A 17,286-nucleotide genomic window follows, 5' to 3' on the forward strand; every position below is an offset into this window, starting at 1 on the left:
CTTTTTTTATGCGGAAAGATTGACGCCCTCTATTATATTGTGTAAGATTAAATTGTACACAATACAATAGAGGTGAATTTACATGACAAAACCATTATTTACTGCAACCGTATCAGCTGCCGGCGGACGTGAAGGGAAAGTCACGTCTTCTGACGGGGTGCTGAATCTTGATGTTGCCATGCCGGGAACGCCAAGAGCGAAACGGCTCGAACATGCTACAAACCCTGAACAGCTGTTTGCCGCAGGATATTCAGCCTGCTTTGACAGCGCTCTTCAGCTCGTAGCGAGAAAAGAGCGTCTGAGTATTGAAACAGAGGTCACTGCGCATGTCAGTCTGCTGAAAGATGAAGCAGACCAAGGATATAAACTAGGCGTTACGCTTGAGGTCAAAGCATCCGGCATTGATAAACAGGAGCTTGAAGCCCTTATCCAAAAAGCGCACGGTGTCTGTCCGTATTCAAAAGCGACAGCGGGAAATATTGAAGTGAAGCTTCTGGCAGCAGAATAAAAATAAGGATGCCCATTCGGGGCATCCTTATTTTTTGCCGTGCAGCGTATTCAAAACCTCATAAAGCGACTGCTTTAACTGCTTTAATTCCTCTTTTGACCGTCCCGTCTGTTCCAGCATGGCAATGGGAATATCCGCCGCTGTTTTCTGCAAGGCCCGTCCTTCATCTGTGAGCCTGATCGTCACGGACCGCTCGTCTTCAGCCGATCGCTTTCTCATGATGATTCCGTGCTGCTCCATCCGTTTCAGCATCGGTGTCAGCGTTCCGGAATCCAGGTACAAAAGCTCACCCATCCGTTTCACATTCAGTTCTTCGTGCTCCCATAATAAAAGCAGCGCCAAATACTGGGGATAAGTTACGTTGAGCTTATCAAGCAGCGGTTTGTACCGTTTCGTCATTTCCCTTGAGCTTGCGTACAGCAAAAAACAAAGCTGATTCTCCAGTTTCATATGTTCAAATTCTTTTTCTGCCATTACTTCTTTCACCAACTCTTTGTTTGTTAACGTTACCCCTATTGTAGCCGAAAAACGGCCCATTTCCTATTGCAATCATGTTTAAAAATATGAGCAGGGGCAATATATACAGTAAGTACAATGAGGAGGCTGATAATAATGGCATTATTTACTTCAAAAGCGACCGCAGTCGGCGGACGGGCAGGACATATTAAATCCGAAGACGGGGTGCTGGATTTTGACATCGTCATGCCGAATGCAAAAAAAGACGGAGAAACCGGCACAAACCCTGAACAGCTCTTTGCGGCAGGGTATGCTGCCTGCTTCGGGGGAGCGCTTGAGCTCGCCGCCCAAAAACAAAAAATCGACATGACCTCTGAAATTGAAGGACAGGTCAGCCTTTTAAAAGATGAGAGTGACGGAGGTTACAAAATCGGCGTAACGCTCGTCATTGATACAAAAGATCTTGACAAAGAAACGGCGGAGAAGCTAGTGCACGCCGCTCACGAGTTCTGTCCGTATTCAAAAGCAACAAGAGGAAATGTAGACGTCAAACTTGAATTAAAATAAAACAACGAACGAATATCCCGGATTTTATATCCGGGATATTTTATTAACGAAAACATCAGTAATGATCTCTTCTCTCCCGGAATAAGAATACGATATAGCACTTTTGCATAACGACACCAAGAGAAAAGAGGGAGAAATCGATGTCTCTTCCAAACATACCGAACATCACCCCCGACATTACACTCTCCAGATGTGAGACCCTGAACCTCCTTCTTTCATCCGTGGCTATGGAAGAAATCGGACTATCCCATATTCTGCAGGCGGAAGCGGAAAGGATTCAAATGTTTCTCGGCGCTTCCGGCAATCCCTCCTTGGAGGAATTGTCATCAATCAATAGAAGCACTGAACGGCTCCTGCGCACCGTCATGAAATCACAACTCCTTTTGCAGACGAAGCTTGAGGACATTATCTTCTTACAGGATTCTGAAGCCTGTAGGGACCCGGACGACCCAAGCAATCCAAGTAATCCGGGCGATCCTGATGACCCGTGGAATCCGGACGACCCAAGTAATCCGAGTGATCCGGGCGATCCCGATGACCCGTGGAATCCGGACGACCCAAGTAATCCAAGTGATCCGGGCGATCCTGATGACCCGTGGAATCCAGACGATCCCAGTGATCCGGAAGATCCGTGTGACGGCCTGTTTTACGGCCGCATTGGCTGCTGTGAGTACGGGGATTGTGAGGACTGCGGTTGGAAGAAAAAAGGCGGGGAGCGTTCATAAAAAAAGAGACGGGTGAAGCATATGCCGTATCCAAGCATTTCAAAAGCGAAACAGGCATCTTTTGAAGCCATGCATTGTCTCACGATTGCGCTGTTACATATATTATCTGTGACCGTGGATAAAAGAAGGGGTTCAAATTACAAAGAAGAAATCAGGCTGTTCTCCGCATTGTGCCGCTGGCAGATGGAAACAGGCGGCCGTCTGTTTTTAATGATCAGCCTGGAAGAAGAGCAGAAGCAGATGTATGAGCGGCACTTTCTTGAAATGAAGACAGTTACGGAACGAACGAAAAAATTCATTTTTGAAAGCCCGCGCGAATTCCGGGCGCATCCCATTACGAAGCGGGCTGTCAGGCAGCTTCAGGAATGGGATACGGAAACTGCCGAACCTGCCGTCAGATGGGTGCGGCCTGTCATCATAACGATGAACGGCACTCCTGAACGGCCTTGGTTCAATCAACAACTCCAAAATCGGGAAAGGTGAGAAAATGAGCGGAAATGCTGAATGTAAACTGACTCTTTGCATGATTGTGAAAAACGAGGAGAGATACATCTCCCGTTGTTTATCAAGTGTACAAGACATCGTTGATGAGATCGTCATCGCAGACACCGGATCACAAGATAATACAAAAGATATATGCAAAAGCTTTCAGGCAAGAGTGTTTGATTTCGAATGGGAGAATGATTTCGCAAAGGCCAGAAATTACGCCCTGCAGCATGCCGAAGGAGATTGGATTTTAGTGCTTGACGCGGATGAAGAGCTCGATCAGGAGACGGGCCGTTTTTTAACTTCGCTGCTTCATGACGGATTACCGAGCCGGGGTCTTTTGAAAATCATCAATTATACAGGGAAGCTGCTCGATGAAAACGAAGCGTTTGAAAGCATGCAGCCGAGACTGTTCCGCAATCATAAAGGCCTTCTGTATCAAGGCAGAATTCACGAGAATATCTCGGCTCCCAATGAGGAAGAAAACAATGCTTTTTTCACGCTCCCATGTGTGATTCATCACTATGGCTACTTGGAGCAGGAAGAAAAGATCAAGCAAAAACATAAACGGAATATCAGCATTTTAAATGAAGAGCTTTCAGAGGAAAATCCTGATCCGTGGCTTGTCTATCATTTGGCAAGTGAATGCTACAGAATAAAAGACTATGAAAAAGCATTACATCTTGTCAACGGCTCAATTTTTCAATTTTTAAGCGAAAAACGAATGCCTCCGTCTCTCCTGTATTATTTGAAATATACAATATTGCTTGAGCTCAAACGGTATGAAGAAGCCGAACAAGGGATTGAAAAAGTGCTCAAGCTATATCCTGATTACAGCAATCTTCATTATTATAAAGGCCTTGTATTATATCATTTGGAAAAGTACAGAGCGGCAATCAAAGCATTTGAAAACGGAACGCAGGTTGAAGGAGAAAACGCTGATCACTTCATTTTAAAAGGTGCCGCCGATTTCAGAGCTTTTTATTATATGGCGAAATGCCATGCTGCATTAAACCATGATATGACGGCCATCGCTTACGCCAAAAAATCGGTGAAGTTCAATCCTCAATTTAAACCCGCACAAGAGCTTCTGTCTCAATTAAAAAAGGATCAGCGGACAAACGCCTGATCCTTTTTTTGCATGTTCGATTAAGATAATCGAATAATGTTTAAAGCTGCACCGGCGCTTCCTCCAAGCAATGTGGCCGCACCCAATAATCCGAACAGCTGAAGCTGGATGGTGCTGCCTGCTGGCAAAGTCACAATAAAGGAGTTATTAAAGTTTGCCAAAGACGCGACCGGGGCGATAATCGAACTTGCAGGAGGAGTGCCGTTGATTAAAATACGCGAACTTACAAGCAGGCCGGCCGTTAAATTAATATGGTAGGAAATATAGTACCGTCCCGCCGGAGCAACGGTAAATATGGTATTTGCGGCGTTAGCCGTAATATCTGCCGAAAGGTTTTGTTCATTCGGTAAGGGAATGGTCGTGCCGCCGGCAATAACTGCGACAACACCGCCGCCCGTATTGCTCGCATAGCCGGAAGTTGCTGTCAGACTTGTTCCGGTGATCCCGGTCGGTCCGGTGCCGCCAGTAACGCCGGTGATCCCGGTCGGTCCGGTGCCGCCAGTAGCGCCGGTGATTCCGGTCGGTCCGGTGCCGCCAGTAGCGCCGGTGATTCCGGTCGGTCCGGTACCGCCAGTAGCGCCGGTGATTCCAGTCGGCCCGGTACCGCCAGTAGTGCCGGTGCTTCCCGCTGCAGCTAAAAGTGTATAGTCAGCTGAGGCTCCAGGGGTTCCCACAGGGCTGTTTACGTTTGCGACGTAAGAGCTTCCGTTATACAAGACAACCTGTCCGGTTGTGTAAGTGGGGGCGCTCAGCGGATTAAAAGCAACAATTCCTTGAAGGCCCGCACCGGTGACCCCCGTCGGCCCGGTCGGTCCGGTTGGCCCCGTCGCTCCGGCCGGTCCTATTGCCCCGGTCGGCCCCGTAGCACCAGTCGGTCCCGCCAGTGTAGGGATATTTGAGATACTGTCCAATTTTGAACCGAGAAGAAGCTCCTGTTTCATTAAGCTGTCAAGCGTATCCCGGACGCTCTCATTCAGGTTAAGAATATCAGCAAGACTTGACGGGGGTCCTGTTAATCCGGGAATCGTTCCGAGCGCGTATTGGATTTTTTCCCCTTCCGCATTCAGAATATGTGCCATTCCCAGCTCTTCCATAGCAATTGACGAAAGAAGAAGGTTAATGGTATCGTCTCTGGAAAGTGTAACGACAGGGGTGATATTGGGCAAATTAGGCTGTGACACAATGTCCCTCCTTATGAGTTGGCTGAAAATCATTTTATTACGAACAAAGTTCCCCGAAATGAGCGTAAGCAGTACTGTATCATTATATTCACGGATTCTGTCCAAGTTTCTGATTCCCTTCATTAACCAATTGAGCGGGCTATACCGCTGTTTTTGATTTCATCATATATGAAGGAAATACTTTAAATATAGAGAAAATACATCGCACAGCATTCGCAAATCGGTCAAAATGACAGCGGGACATGTGATCGTCTATAAAGCGATGGCTATATATCTTGTGCGTTTCCTGCAAAAACTCTCTTTTTCATTTCAAGTTTTCTGTATACAAGGGCGAGTAGCATGGATGGGATCGTACAAACAATCATTCCGATAAAGGCATACCGGGGTTCAATTTCATATAAAAAACCTCCGAAAATAGTAAATGCCGCAGTGCTCCAGCTGAGCGCAAGCGCTGAATATATGCCTTGGGCTTTCGGGATTTGCGCGGGTGAAATATTTTTAATTAAGTATTTCATAAATGCATAGTGTCCCATCGCGAATGAACAGGCATGCAGCGTCTGCGCAATACAGAAAATGATGACATGCGGAAAGGCAAATACGAGTATCCAGCGTACGGTAGCACCAAGCGCCGCCAGAGCGAGCAAAGAGCCTGCCGTAAATTGATGAAAGTATCGGTCAGCGATTGCAAAGAAGATAATCTCCGCGATAACGGCGATGTTGATGATGATTCCGATGGCATATGCGGGCGCATCGATTTCCTGCAAAAAGAGATAACCGTAATTGTAGTAAGATGCATGTGCCGCCTGCAGTAAGATAACGATTGCGAGCACCAGACCGAAATATTTGATGCGGAATAAGGCAAACATACCCTCTTTTCTTGCGCGGTCTGTTTCCGGCCGTTTTGAAAGAACAGCTGGCGCATGCATAAAGCTGAGACATGCGAATATCAGGGTGCCCAAAAGCAGTGCCCATAAAATCGCTTGATCTCCGAATATACCTGTAAAGACGGACAGGATGACGCCGGCTGAAACAAAACCCGCGGACCCCCACTGGCGGCTTGTCCCATAAGCCTTTAATTCGTTATGCTGTACAAGGACGCCGCAAGCGCTGTCTAAAGCAGGCATTAAAGCAGGGTAAAACACATGCAGCACTAATGTGACAAGAAGCAGGCTTTGAAAAGAATCAGCGGGAATATAACATAAAAGTGCGAGAAGCGTCCCGATTCTGGCGCCGTTTAATAAGGCTTTGCTGCTGAATTTTCCTGATAAATAAGGGAAGAAAAATAATGTGGAAATCCCTCTTGCCGCCAAGCCCAGGCTCATAATGAAACTGGCTTCGGATACGGAAACCCCTTTTATATGCACCATCCATCCTGTCCAATAGGGCAGAAAAACACCCCATGTCATAAAAAAACTAAAAAAATGCAGACTCATCCAGCGATATGCTTTCATTCCCGTTCCTCCTTTAATTGGCATGTTATCATGTAAGGACATAAAGACAATATGAGATATCTCATATTTTTGGGGTGGACGATGGAAATTTATAAAGGCGAGAAAAAGCGGCATAAGTTAAAAAAACACTCAATCGCGCATTTATTCTCTTTCCCCGCTGAAGAGTTTATGGAAGTGCGCGAATATGAGCGGGACGAATGGATTATTCAAGAGGGCAGGAGGTCTGACTTCCTGTTTTACGTGATTGAAGGAAAAGCGAAAATATATGTAACCCATCAAAACGGGAAAGTTTCTTTAATTAATTTTATCAACAAAAATGATTACATCGGAGAGATGGAACTATTACATGAAGTGTATTACACAAAAGGAATTCAAGCCTCAGCGAAGACTGTTTGTTTTGCTCTGCCTATTTACCGCTGTCGCGTGCAATTGCTGCAGGATGCGAAATTCCTGCGTGAGTTGGCTAAGTTTCTAAGTGCTAAGGCAACGCTTATGGCTTCGAAATATTCACAAAGTCTGGCGTTCCCGCTTGAAAACCGGCTGGCTGATTTTATTTTGCAGACGGCTTATGAAGGGGTTTATAAAGAGAAGCACGTAACGGTCTGTGATTATTTGGGTGTATCTTACCGTCATCTCTTGCATGTGCTGACGCAATTCTGCCAAAAAGGGTATTTGCAAAAAGAAGGGCGGGGCTATCAAATTAAGCAGCATGATTCACTAAGTGAACTTGCGGAGGCGCTGAAGAATAAGTAGCACGCCCAGAAAAAACAGCCACCCGCGATTTGCGGATGGCTGTTTTTTTATACAAGCTGAGCTTGTTTTTTTCGTGCCTGTTTCGCGGCGTCGACCATATTTTTTAATGCCGCAACGGTTTCTTCCTGCTGTCTTGTTTTCAGTCCGCAGTCCGGGTTTACCCAGAAGCGGTCAGTCGGACACACTTCAAGCGCGTCATCAATAATTTGATAGATTTCTTCAGTTGCCGGCACACGCGGGCTGTGAATGTCGTATACACCGAGTCCGAGGCCTTTCACGTAAGGATGTTCTTTCAAATATTCTAAAAATCCTCCGTGGCTTCGGCTGTGTTCGATTGTAATGACATCCGCGTCAAGATCATTGATCGTATCTACGATATCTTCAAAGTTGCTGTAACACATATGCGTATGAATCTGCGTCTCATTTTGCACAGAAGACGTCGTTAACCGGAATGCTTCTGCGGCCCAAGTTAAATATTCATCCCAATCCTGCGTTTTTAACGGCAGTCCTTCGCGGAGCGCGGGTTCATCCACTTGGATAATCTGAATACCGGCATCTTCAAGCGCTTTTACTTCTTTTCTGAGGGCAAGCCCGATCTGGAAGGCGATTTCTTTTCTTGAAATATCCACACGCGGGAATGACCAGTTTAAGATGGTGACAGGTCCCGTCAGCATGCCTTTCATGTGTTTTTCCGTCAGCGATTGGGCGTAGACCGTATCTTTTACCGTCATCGGTTCGATAAATTCGACATCTCCGAAAATGACAGGCGGACGTACGCAGCGTGAACCGTAAGACTGCACCCATGCATATTTCGTAAAGGCGAATCCGGCCAGTTTTTCACCGAAGTATTCGACCATGTCCGTCCGCTCAAATTCTCCGTGAACGAGCACGTCTAAGCCGATTTCTTCCTGAATGTCAACCCAGCGCTTCGTTTCCGCATTAATAAAGGCTTGGTACTGTTCATCCGTCCAATCTTTTTTGCGCCATTTTTGCCGTGCGCTCCGCACCTCGGCAGATTGAGGGAAGCTTCCGATTGTCGTCGTCGGCAGAAGAGGAAGACCGAGTGATTCATTCTGCAGCGCCAATCGTTCTTCAAAGCTTGCCGGACGGGAGAAATCTTTTTCCGTCAGCTGATTCAGCTCTTCTTTTTGAGCTGAGTTCGCTCCTGTTGCGAATGCTTTTAAAGCCTTAAGTGCCGCTTTTGATTCTTCGATCTGCTCACTGACGGCCGCTTTTCCGGACAGAAGCCCTTCTTTTAAGACGCCGAGTTCCGCCAGTTTTTCTTTAGCGTATGACAGGCCGTTCAGCAAATCCTTTTCAAGATGCTCGTCAGGGTGTTTCGCCACCGGCACGTGCAGAAGGCTGCTTGAAGGCTGAATCCATAACTCTTCAACATCAGCGTGGCTGAGGATATCCAAAGCCGCATCAAGGCGTTCTTCAACATCGATTTTCCAAATGTTCCGGCCGTCGACCACACCGGCTGCCAGCACTTTATCTTTCGGGAAGCCGTGCTTTTTCAGCTGCTCAAGGTTTCTGCCTTTATCATGTACGAAGTCAAGCCCGATTCCCTGTACAGGATAAGAAACGAGTTCTTCATATGCATCAACCGAATCGAAGTATGTCTGCAGGAGGACATTCAGTCCTGAAAGCTCTTTTGTGATCGCCTCATAGAGGTCTTTGGCGGCGCGGACGTCTTCAGAAGAAGCTGTCACAAGGGCAGGCTCATCGATCTGAACCCATTTTACGCCTTCTGCTTCAAGCTCTTTCAGCAGCTGCACATAAAGAGGAACAAGGCGCTTTTGAATCGCTTTCGCTTCTGATTCTTCGTATCCTTTCGCAAGTGTGACGAATGTGTATGGACCGACGATGACTGGTTTTGTTTCCGCTCCGAATTCTTCTTTGATTCGGCGGTAGTCGTCAAGCTGTTTGTTTCTCGTCAGACGGAATTCAATGCTTTCGTCATATTCAGGAACGATGTAATGGTAGTTGGTATTGAACCATTTCGTCATTTCACTGGAAACGGCGTCTTTTACACCGCGGGCAATCGCAAAGTATGTATCAACGGGATCCGTGATGCTGCGGAATCTTTCCGGAATCCAGTTAAAGCTGACGGCTGTATCAAGCACATGGTCATAATGGGTGAAATCAGAGACCGGCACGATATCGATATGTTGGTCAAGCTGTGTTTTGACAGCTGATAAGAATAAACCGTCAAGCTCTTTAAGAAACGTTTCTTTGTCAGTGTTACCTTTCCAATAAGCCTCAAGCGCTTTTTTCCATTCTCTGTTCAAGCCGATTCTCGGAAAACCGAGGTTCGAAGTTTTGATTGTTGTCATTAAGTTTCCTCCTTTAAGTGAGATGTAACAAAAAAGCCTCTTTCTCATGAGAGAAAGAGGCTTTAACTTCAAAATGCAAGCCTCTCTTATCTCTCAGATCACGTCTGATGGAATTAGCACCGTGCCTTATGAGACAATCGTCTCGGCGCAAAAATCACGCGCCCCATTTCACAATGGAATTACGGTCGGTTGCTGTTGGGGTCAAAAGGCCAATCCCTCGCCCAACTCTCGATAAGAGAAAATATTTCAATTTTTTTGAAAAGTTACATCATTTGTTGGTTATCTTATCAGCTTATTCAGATCACTGTCAATAGAAAATCTCACAATTTAAAAATTGGTGATGTGACAAGCTGATTAATCATTATACGAGAAAAATATCAGAAAGACAGCAGCTGTGCCTGTTCGGCTCTTTCCATCAGCACTTCAGGCGCGTCTAAATACAGAAATCCGTTCCCGGCCAATGTTTTGGAGATGTCCAAAGGAAGGGTCCGCCGCACGAGCTGGGCGTAGATTTCAGCCTCAGAAAGCGTCCGCTGAAACGCGTCCTGTTCAAGCCCTTTTATTAAGGCAAGCGCTCCGCTCACATGCGGGGCGGCCATTGAAGTGCCCGTCAGCTTCCCGTATTTATGGTTGGGAAGGGTGGAGAGAATATTTTCTCCCGGAGCCACCAGGTCAATCTCTTTATTGGCGTTTGAAAATTCAGACGATTTACGGGCGATTGAGACTGATCCGACTGCGATCACTTCGTTGTAAGCGGCCGGATACGACAGTTCCTCTGTACGCTCGTCTCCGTCGCCTTCGTTTCCTGCTGCGCAAACGACCAGAACACCGCTTTTTACCGCATTTGTGACGGCTTCTTTCAATTCAGGCACATCGCTTGGCCCGCCGAGTGACATGGAAATGATATCGGCCTTTTGTTCAACGGCGTAGTTGATGCCGTTAATGATCCATTCGTATTTGCCGCTGCCGTTTTGACCGCCGAGAACTTTAACGATTAAAAGGCTTGCTTCCGGCGCGACACCCGAAATTCCGCCGTTTGAATCATTGGCGGCAATCGTTCCGGAAACGTGTGTCCCGTGTCCGTTATAATCGGAAATCGCGTCTTCTTTGCCTCCATCATCATCGGTGAAGTTTTTCCCGCCGACAATCCGGTCTTTCAAATCAGGATGATTGATGTCGCAGCCTGTGTCAAGCACCGCGATTTTAATATCCTTGCCTTTAAACCCTTTTGCCCACAACTCTGGCGCCTTAATCACTTTAATCCCCTCAGGAAGCTCGTTCACATCCATGATCTGTTCATCCGTGACATAAGGAATCAAATGCATTTCACCATTCATAAAAAAGCCCTCCTTTTTTATGCTTGCGAGTGGATACAAGGGGTGTTGCTACTATTTTATGGCAGAGCATGCCGGCCGGAAAGAGTCATTTGAAGCATTTTCATAAAAAAGGCGTAATCTATCGTACTAAAAAATTTCAAATATATGGATAGTTTGACAGCTTTCATTTTCATTCATGACCCGCTGACGCTATAATTGGAAATGGGAAAGGAGAAGAGATATGAAGATAAGTGAAGCATTATACAACTATTTTTCAGAACAAGTGGATCAAATTGCGAAAGAGTGGATCGAAACGATGGAAGATTCGGATCCGAATTCGATTTATTCTTTGACAAATCCTGTCATCACAGAAGAACTGACGGAGCAGGATAAAGAATTTTACCGGCATATTAATAAAATGTATATCATGCCGGAAAAAGAATTTTTAGAAGAGTTCGAGCAGTGGGTGATTGAGCTCGCGAAAGACCAGAAGCATCTGGATACACCCGTCCAGTATGTGGTCCGTGAATTCATGAGAAACCGGAGACTATACATCAGTTATTATGATGCGTTTGCCGATAAACATGAATCTTCGTTTGCACAGGGAGAAAGGAAGAAATGGGAGAATTTAATTGTACAAGTATTTGATTTTACGATTTACACGTTTGTCGATCATGCCGAGCATAACTCAAAAATGCAGCTGAACGCGCAAAGAGAAATGATTTTGGAGTTAAGCTCGCCGGTTATCACGCTGAGCAAACGGACGGCGCTGCTGCCGCTTGTCGGCGATATTGACACGGAGCGCGCCAAATTCATTCTTGAAAATACGCTGAGCACATGTGCCAAACGGCGGATTGAACATCTGTTTATTGACCTGTCGGGTGTAGTGGTTGTCGATACGATGGTGGCGCATCAGATTTTTAAATTAATTGAGGCGCTGAACCTGATCGGCGTCACGTCCACTTTATCCGGAATCAGGCCGGAAATGGCTCAAACCGCCGTACAGCTCGGCATTAATTTCTCAGATATTACGATCAAGTCCAATCTCGCTCAGGCTCTCAATTATCATCAATAACATACATAACAAAACAGGCTGCCGAATCACTCCGGCGGCCTGTTTTTATACAAACAACAATGAAATGAGCCAGCTTGCGCCGAATAACAGAAGCACGAGCAGGAAAAAGCACCAGTCGGCGCGGCGCACAGTAACAGTTCTGTAAAACGTGCGGTTTCGGCTCCCCGTAAAGCCTTTAGATTCCATCGCGATCGCCGTGCGTTCCGCCTTTCTGATTGCGCCTGCCAATAGCGGAATGGTGAAGCGCCTGAAGGCGGAGAGCTTTCCTTTCAGCCCGGAATCAGACGCCGCGCCCCTGATTCTGTGCGCCTGCCGGATGATCAGGATTTCATCTTTCAGAAGAGGGAGAAACCGGAACCCCGCGATAACGCCGTATGCAAGCTTGGGCGGCAGCTTACACTGCTGAATCAGACTGAGCATGAACAGAATCGGATCGGTTGTGAAAAGAAACATCATCGACAAAGCGGAAAAACATAAAATACGAAACGCGATAGAAATCCCGAGCGCCGCGTTATCACTGTTGACGGCAATCGGCCCGAGCTTAAACAGCAGGTTGCTTCCGGTTGTCGGGATGTTTCCGAATACGGCGGCTGTCCATAAAGAACCGAAGGCCAGAATGACAAACGGAATCGTGAACAGCAGCCATTTTTTCAGCGGCACACGCCCCGCCGAGAGGACGCCTCCCGCAATGATGATATAAAACAAAGCAGGGGTGTACGGATTATAAATAAACGACAGCATAATGACGCATAACAATACAGCCGCCGCCTTTATTGACGGGTTAACAGCCTCCAGCCGCAAGTTCATTTCTCCGCCTCCTGTCGTGTTTCATCCATTCATACCGCAGCGGCAAAGCCAAATGCGCCTGCTCGGCGATCCCGGTGTTATCAGAAAACAAAGCGTCGGGAGTTCCCCGGAATACCAGTTTCGTGCCGCAGAGCACAAGGATCGTGTCGGCATAATCTGAGACGAGTTCCATATCGTGTGTCACCATTAAAACAGCCGTTCCTTCCTTTTGAATCTCACGGAGCATTTGCATACACTCCCGCGCCGTTTTGGCATCCTGTCCGAAAGTCGGTTCATCAAGCATCAAAACGTTCACATTGTGCATAAGCATCGTCGCGACGCTGAGCCTGCGTTTTTGTCCTTGGCTTAAAGAAAACGGATGCTGTGAGGCATGGCGTCTCAGGCCGAATCGGGTTAACAGCTGAAGAGCTTTCTCCTTTGCGGCTCTGCTGCTTTCAAAACCGAACATCAGCTCTTGAATGACGGAATCTGTGACAAACTGGTGTTCAGGATTTTGGAAAACATATCCGATCAGCCGCCGCAGCTCTTTTTCAGAATAGGAATCAATCGGTCTGCCGTCTATTTTGATGTCTCCGCCCAGCGGACGGATGAGCTTGGCCGCGGCAGAAAGGAGCGTGGATTTTCCTGTTCCGTTAGGGCCGGCAATCGCGGTGATTGAACCTTTTTTTACGGAAAAGCTCACATCCTGAAAAATGACGTCTGCTCCTCTTGAGAATGACAGCTCGTGAACGTTCAGCGCGTCTTCTGCCGAAAGCGCGGCGGGCCGGGGTTCGGGCAGAGATGGTACAGGTTCGTGAAACAGCTTTTCTTTACACAATGTAAAAGGAATGCTGACGTGCTCCTGCAATGAGATCACACGCGGGATCGGAATGCCGAGCTCCATCAGCTCTCCAATCTTTGTTTCAAAGATAACGTCCGTCTCTCCGTCCATCACCTTCTGACCCGTTTCATCAAGGACAATCGTCCTGTCCATCCACGGCGCCCAATGATCAAGCTGATGTTCGATAACGAGAAGGCCGAAGCCTTTTTTTGCTTGAAGATCTTTGATCAGCCGCACTAATTCACGTGCGGAATATGGATCAAGCTGTGCCGTCGGTTCGTCCAAAATAATGAGTTCCGGTTCCATCGCAATGATACAGGCAAGCGCCACTTTTTGTTTTGAACCGCCTGACAGCGAAGCGATCGTTCGCGTTTTCAGATGAGTGATCTCTAATTTTTCTAAAACGTCATCGATGATTGCGTCCATATCTTCTTTTGTATATTGCAAATTTTCCAGGCCGAAGGCGATTTCATCTTCAACCGTCAGCATGCAAAACTGCTGGTCCGGATCTTGAAACACGACGCCGATGGATCTGGCGGCGGGTTCTGTCAGATGTGAAAGAGGTGTTCTGTATAAAGAAACGGTTCCCGATTGAACCCCATCGCATGCTTCCGGGTACAGACCGTTTAAACAGAGAGCGAGCGAGCTTTTACCGCATCCGCTCGGCCCGAGCAATAAAGCCCGCTCTCCTTTGCGGAGCTGAAAGGACACGTTTTGAAGAATCGGCTTTTCATCCTGATCATAAGAAAAGGTAAGACGGCCGGCCGATAGAAGGGGCTCAAATGCCTGCATCTTGGTTCACCTGTTTCTTTTTCTTCTTGAATTGTTTTCCGAGCGCCATGCCGTTCAGCACCCCTGTGTAAGCCAGCGCATCACTGATTGCTTTGCCGAGAAGGCCGGCAAGAAGCGCACCTGAGACCAGACGGATGAGAAGCATGACGGCTAATAAACCCGGATTCAAAACAGAGTACCCCGAAACGAACAAGTCATAAATGAAGCTTGTCACAGAAGACCCCATACCGGATAAAAGAAGCACGGGCAGGGTATAAATCCGCCAGCGTGTCGCAAAAAAGACCGCTTCCGCACCGATTCCCTGTGCGATCCCGATCAGAATCACCATCGGTCCTGACGGATTTCCGAGTAAGCACTCCACAAACGCGGCGATGATTTCAGAAACGAGAGCCGCTCCCGGTTTTTGAATAATGTACGCGGCAATCACCGAGACGATAAACCAGATACCGTAAATCGGTTCATAGCTCATCCTGCCGAAAAATCCTGCCGCTATATTGCTTGCATGAGTTGATACTAAATAAATGACAGCAAATACAACACTGATGACGGACATGACGACAATTTCTCTCATTTTCCAATTTTTCATTGTGATCTCCTGCTTTCTTATCGGATAGTCGTATGTATGAAAGAGTTGATTTTACAGGCGGTTTATATTTAGTTTCATATTGCGGTGTCCTCCCCCGTTTTTTAATGAAAAATAAAAAACTGCATATCCGAGGGAATATGCAGCAGCAGAACGAAAACGCATGGGGAAAAACCCTGCGCTCCGGTCAATCTGCACTTCCCCACGCTGGTATTATCCAGATCGGGTTATAAGGGATCAAAACACGCCTGCCGCATGTTTTATCTCAGCCGATAACAGCACCCCTAGTGCGTTTCCTATACAGTTTTTTATGATGACATCATCATAGTTGATCATGTCTGATTTGTAAACAGCCTTTCTCCGAACAGAGTTTGGAATCGGAGCGGAAGATCATTCATAAAGATAAGAAGAGCCCTAAGATAAGAAGAGCCCTTTTGATCAAAAGGAAACGGAGGACATCTATGTTTGTTCATACAGTGCAGTCTGGCGACTCGTTATTTTCCATCAGCAGAAAGTACGGATACCCTGTTGACAGCATCAGAAGCGTCAACGGGCTTGAGGAAACGAATATCGTTCCGGGGCAGGCGCTTTTAATCCCTCTTAATGAATATACGGTTCAGCCGAATGATACGTATGCCGTTATCGCAGGTAAGGCTTATGTGCCGCAGATGCAGCTGATGCAGGCAAACCCGGATATTCCGCCGAACCGGCTGCGGGCGGGTATGAAAGTGAAGATCCCTGATATCTCTAACTATCTTGCGGGTACCCTGCAATTTTATGTCATTCGGACGCCTGAAGCGGATAGAGAGTTAATTAATGATTTTGCGCCGTATTCTTCGGCGATTTCTTTGTTTGAATATCATTTTGGCCCGAATGGAGATATCATTAACGATTTAAACGACAGAACCGCAATAGAAACCACATGGCAGAACAGAGTGCGCCCGCTTGCCGTCATTACGAATCTGACAGAAGGGGGATTCAGTCCGGAATTAGCCCATCAAGTGCTGCAAAATCCGACGGCAAGAACGAATCTCGTCAACAATATCGTCTCCTTAACCGTAAGAAAGGGATACGGCGGTGTAAATATCGATTTTGAACGGGTCAGAGAAGCTGACAGGGACCTCTTCACAGGATTTCTCCGGCAGTTAAAAACCCGGCTTTCAGAGCATCAGCTCGCGTTAACGATATCGGTTCCGGCGAAAACAAGTGATGCAGTGCCGTGGCTGAGGGGATATGATTACGGCGGAATCGGAGCCGTCGTCGATTATATGTTCATTATGGCGTACGACTGGCACCACGCCGGCAGTGAGCCGGGACCCGTGGCGCCTTTGACAGAGGTCAGGCAAACGATCAATTTTGTCATCAGCAGGGTGCCGAGAAGAAAAGTGATTCTCGGTGTTCCGCTGTACGGGTATGATTGGGTGATTCCGTACCGTCCGGGAACGACCGGATCCGCCATCTCCAATCAGCGTGCCATGGAAACGGCCATGAAGCATCAATCAGTGATCCGTTATTCCCAGCAGGAGCGTTCCCCTTACTTCCGGTATACTGATGAAAATGGAAGAACGCATGAAGTGTGGTTTGAGGATGTGCGGAGCATGAGTGAAAAAATGGTTCTCGTTCGGGAGTTCGGACTGCAGGCGATCGGCGCGTGGCAATTAACGCTCGGTTTCAAACCGGGCCCGTGGCTGCTTAGGAACTTTTTCACGATCCGAAAAATATAGCTGCATGTCCCGCTCCGCAAGTGATTTTTTTTCTATGATAACGGGTCTTCTTTTGGACAATCTAAAATTGAACAGGAGGTCTGTCATATGAAGAAAAGGGAAGAGCAGTATATCAACGAGGCTGAGTATGTACCGCATCCGACAAAAGAAGGGGAGTACGCGCTCATGCTGCATGAATCCTATCATTTCCTTTCAGAAGAAGATGAAAGCGATTTGCCGGAATAAGGGTTTTATGCCTTTATTCCATTTATTTTATAGGCATGTGCTGAAATCACAAATTTAAGGTTGACACATTCCTTTTTTTTCTGTAATCTCAGTGTGTCAATTCAAATAAGAACTTCGTTAGGTGAGGCTCCTGTATGGAGATACGCTGCTGCCCAAAAATGTCCAAAGACGCCAATGGGTCAACAGGAATCATCGACATAAGGTGATTCTTAACGCAGCTGGATGGCTGTCCTATGCCATACAGTGCTAAAGCTCTACGATTGGAGGCCCCGCACGTTTATTTGCCGTGCTTGTTTTCGCCTTCATATCAGAAGGTTTTTTTTATGCCTCAAAACGTACACGACTGAGCATG

At 47.0% G+C, this 17,286-nt stretch carries 17 protein-coding genes and 3 riboswitches; of the genes, 9 read left to right on the forward strand and 8 right to left on the reverse strand.

Features of this window, described 5'->3' with window-relative positions:
* The first annotated feature begins 82 nt into the window (after positions 1-82).
* Positions 83-508: an organic hydroperoxide resistance protein gene (locus SB847_RS02255; protein WP_007407231.1), complete on the forward strand. Its 426-nt coding sequence runs from the start codon at positions 83-85 to the stop codon at positions 506-508.
* A 27-nt stretch (positions 509-535) separates the two neighbouring features.
* Here SB847_RS02255 and SB847_RS02260 read toward each other — a convergent pair whose 3' ends face one another.
* Entirely contained in the window at positions 536-1,045 is a 510-nt protein-coding gene (locus SB847_RS02260; RefSeq protein ID WP_032874653.1) for a MarR family winged helix-turn-helix transcriptional regulator, read from the reverse strand.
* A 75-nt stretch (positions 1,046-1,120) separates the two neighbouring features.
* Here SB847_RS02260 and ohrB point away from each other — a divergent pair, with 75 nt between their 5' ends.
* From ohrB to SB847_RS02280, 4 genes are all read left to right on the forward strand, one after another.
* Positions 1,121-1,531, forward strand: coding sequence for an organic hydroperoxide resistance protein OhrB (gene ohrB, locus SB847_RS02265; RefSeq protein WP_038457767.1), 411 nt, complete (start codon positions 1,121-1,123; stop codon positions 1,529-1,531).
* A gap of 140 nt (positions 1,532-1,671) precedes the next feature.
* Positions 1,672-2,256, forward strand: coding sequence for an alpha-helical endospore appendage domain-containing protein (locus SB847_RS02270; RefSeq protein ID WP_410562623.1), 585 nt, complete (start codon positions 1,672-1,674; stop codon positions 2,254-2,256).
* 21 nt (positions 2,257-2,277) lie between these two features.
* Positions 2,278-2,739, forward strand: a complete 462-nt coding sequence (locus tag SB847_RS02275; RefSeq protein ID WP_029325871.1) for a hypothetical protein — start codon at positions 2,278-2,280, stop codon at positions 2,737-2,739.
* A gap of 4 nt (positions 2,740-2,743) precedes the next feature.
* Positions 2,744-3,871, forward strand: coding sequence for a glycosyltransferase (locus SB847_RS02280; protein ID WP_410562620.1), 1,128 nt, complete (start codon positions 2,744-2,746; stop codon positions 3,869-3,871).
* Positions 3,872-3,891: 20 nt separating this feature from the next.
* On the opposite strand, the gene SB847_RS02285 is transcribed toward SB847_RS02280, so the two are convergent.
* Positions 3,892-5,052 carry a BclA C-terminal domain-containing protein gene (locus SB847_RS02285; protein ID WP_410562618.1) on the reverse strand — a complete coding sequence of 387 codons (1,161 nt, stop codon included), beginning with the start codon at positions 5,050-5,052 and terminating at the stop codon, positions 3,892-3,894.
* Positions 5,053-5,318: 266 nt separating this feature from the next.
* The gene (locus SB847_RS02290; protein WP_130571064.1) at positions 5,319-6,503 is read right to left on the reverse strand and encodes an MFS transporter; all 1,185 of its coding nucleotides are present in this window, start codon (positions 6,501-6,503) and stop codon (positions 5,319-5,321) included.
* 81 nt (positions 6,504-6,584) lie between these two features.
* Here SB847_RS02290 and yeiL point away from each other — a divergent pair, with 81 nt between their 5' ends.
* Positions 6,585-7,256, forward strand: a complete 672-nt coding sequence (gene yeiL, locus SB847_RS02295; protein ID WP_410562615.1) for a transcriptional regulator YeiL — start codon at positions 6,585-6,587, stop codon at positions 7,254-7,256.
* Positions 7,257-7,303: 47 nt separating this feature from the next.
* On the opposite strand, the gene metE is transcribed toward yeiL, so the two are convergent.
* Positions 7,304-9,592 (reverse strand): 5-methyltetrahydropteroyltriglutamate--homocysteine S-methyltransferase, encoded by a 2,289-nt coding sequence (gene metE / locus SB847_RS02300; protein WP_003154751.1) that lies wholly within the window; start codon positions 9,590-9,592, stop codon positions 7,304-7,306.
* 83 nt (positions 9,593-9,675) lie between these two features.
* A riboswitch (SAM riboswitch) is annotated at positions 9,676-9,830 on the reverse strand.
* A 139-nt stretch (positions 9,831-9,969) separates the two neighbouring features.
* Positions 9,970-10,929: a S8 family peptidase gene (locus tag SB847_RS02305; protein WP_044801314.1), complete on the reverse strand. Its 960-nt coding sequence runs from the start codon at positions 10,927-10,929 to the stop codon at positions 9,970-9,972.
* 220 nt (positions 10,930-11,149) lie between these two features.
* On the opposite strand from SB847_RS02305, the gene SB847_RS02310 reads away from it, so the two are divergent.
* Entirely contained in the window at positions 11,150-11,983 is an 834-nt protein-coding gene (locus tag SB847_RS02310; RefSeq protein WP_265972108.1) for an STAS domain-containing protein, read from the forward strand.
* A gap of 45 nt (positions 11,984-12,028) precedes the next feature.
* On the opposite strand, the gene SB847_RS02315 is transcribed toward SB847_RS02310, so the two are convergent.
* Genes SB847_RS02315 through SB847_RS02325 form a run of 3 tightly spaced genes read right to left on the reverse strand, consistent with a single transcriptional unit; the run spans position 12,029 to position 14,988 of the window.
* Positions 12,029-12,790 carry an energy-coupling factor transporter transmembrane component T family protein gene (locus SB847_RS02315; protein WP_012117396.1) on the reverse strand — a complete coding sequence of 254 codons (762 nt, stop codon included), beginning with the start codon at positions 12,788-12,790 and terminating at the stop codon, positions 12,029-12,031.
* Complete coding sequence (locus tag SB847_RS02320) at positions 12,765-14,402, reverse strand: ABC transporter ATP-binding protein (protein ID WP_265972105.1); 1,638 nt, start codon at positions 14,400-14,402, stop codon at positions 12,765-12,767. Before SB847_RS02320 ends, SB847_RS02315 begins: the two co-directional genes overlap by 26 nt.
* Positions 14,389-14,988 carry an ECF transporter S component gene (locus SB847_RS02325; RefSeq protein ID WP_007610905.1) on the reverse strand — a complete coding sequence of 200 codons (600 nt, stop codon included), beginning with the start codon at positions 14,986-14,988 and terminating at the stop codon, positions 14,389-14,391. Before SB847_RS02325 ends, SB847_RS02320 begins: the two co-directional genes overlap by 14 nt.
* Before the next feature lie 179 nt (positions 14,989-15,167).
* Positions 15,168-15,281, reverse strand: a riboswitch (TPP riboswitch).
* A 165-nt stretch (positions 15,282-15,446) separates the two neighbouring features.
* Here SB847_RS02325 and SB847_RS02330 point away from each other — a divergent pair.
* Complete coding sequence (locus SB847_RS02330; protein WP_265972100.1) at positions 15,447-16,709, forward strand: glycoside hydrolase family 18 protein; 1,263 nt, start codon at positions 15,447-15,449, stop codon at positions 16,707-16,709.
* A gap of 87 nt (positions 16,710-16,796) precedes the next feature.
* Positions 16,797-16,934 carry a transcriptional regulator SplA domain-containing protein gene (locus SB847_RS02335; protein WP_003154740.1) on the forward strand — a complete coding sequence of 46 codons (138 nt, stop codon included), beginning with the start codon at positions 16,797-16,799 and terminating at the stop codon, positions 16,932-16,934.
* 106 nt (positions 16,935-17,040) lie between these two features.
* Positions 17,041-17,206, forward strand: a riboswitch (M-box (ykoK) riboswitch).
* Positions 17,207-17,286: the final 80 nt, after the last annotated feature.

Origin of the sequence: Bacillus sp. SIMBA_026 (genome assembly GCF_046535335.1) — a bacterium.
Classification (GTDB): Bacteria; Bacillota; Bacilli; order Bacillales; family Bacillaceae; genus Bacillus; species Bacillus velezensis.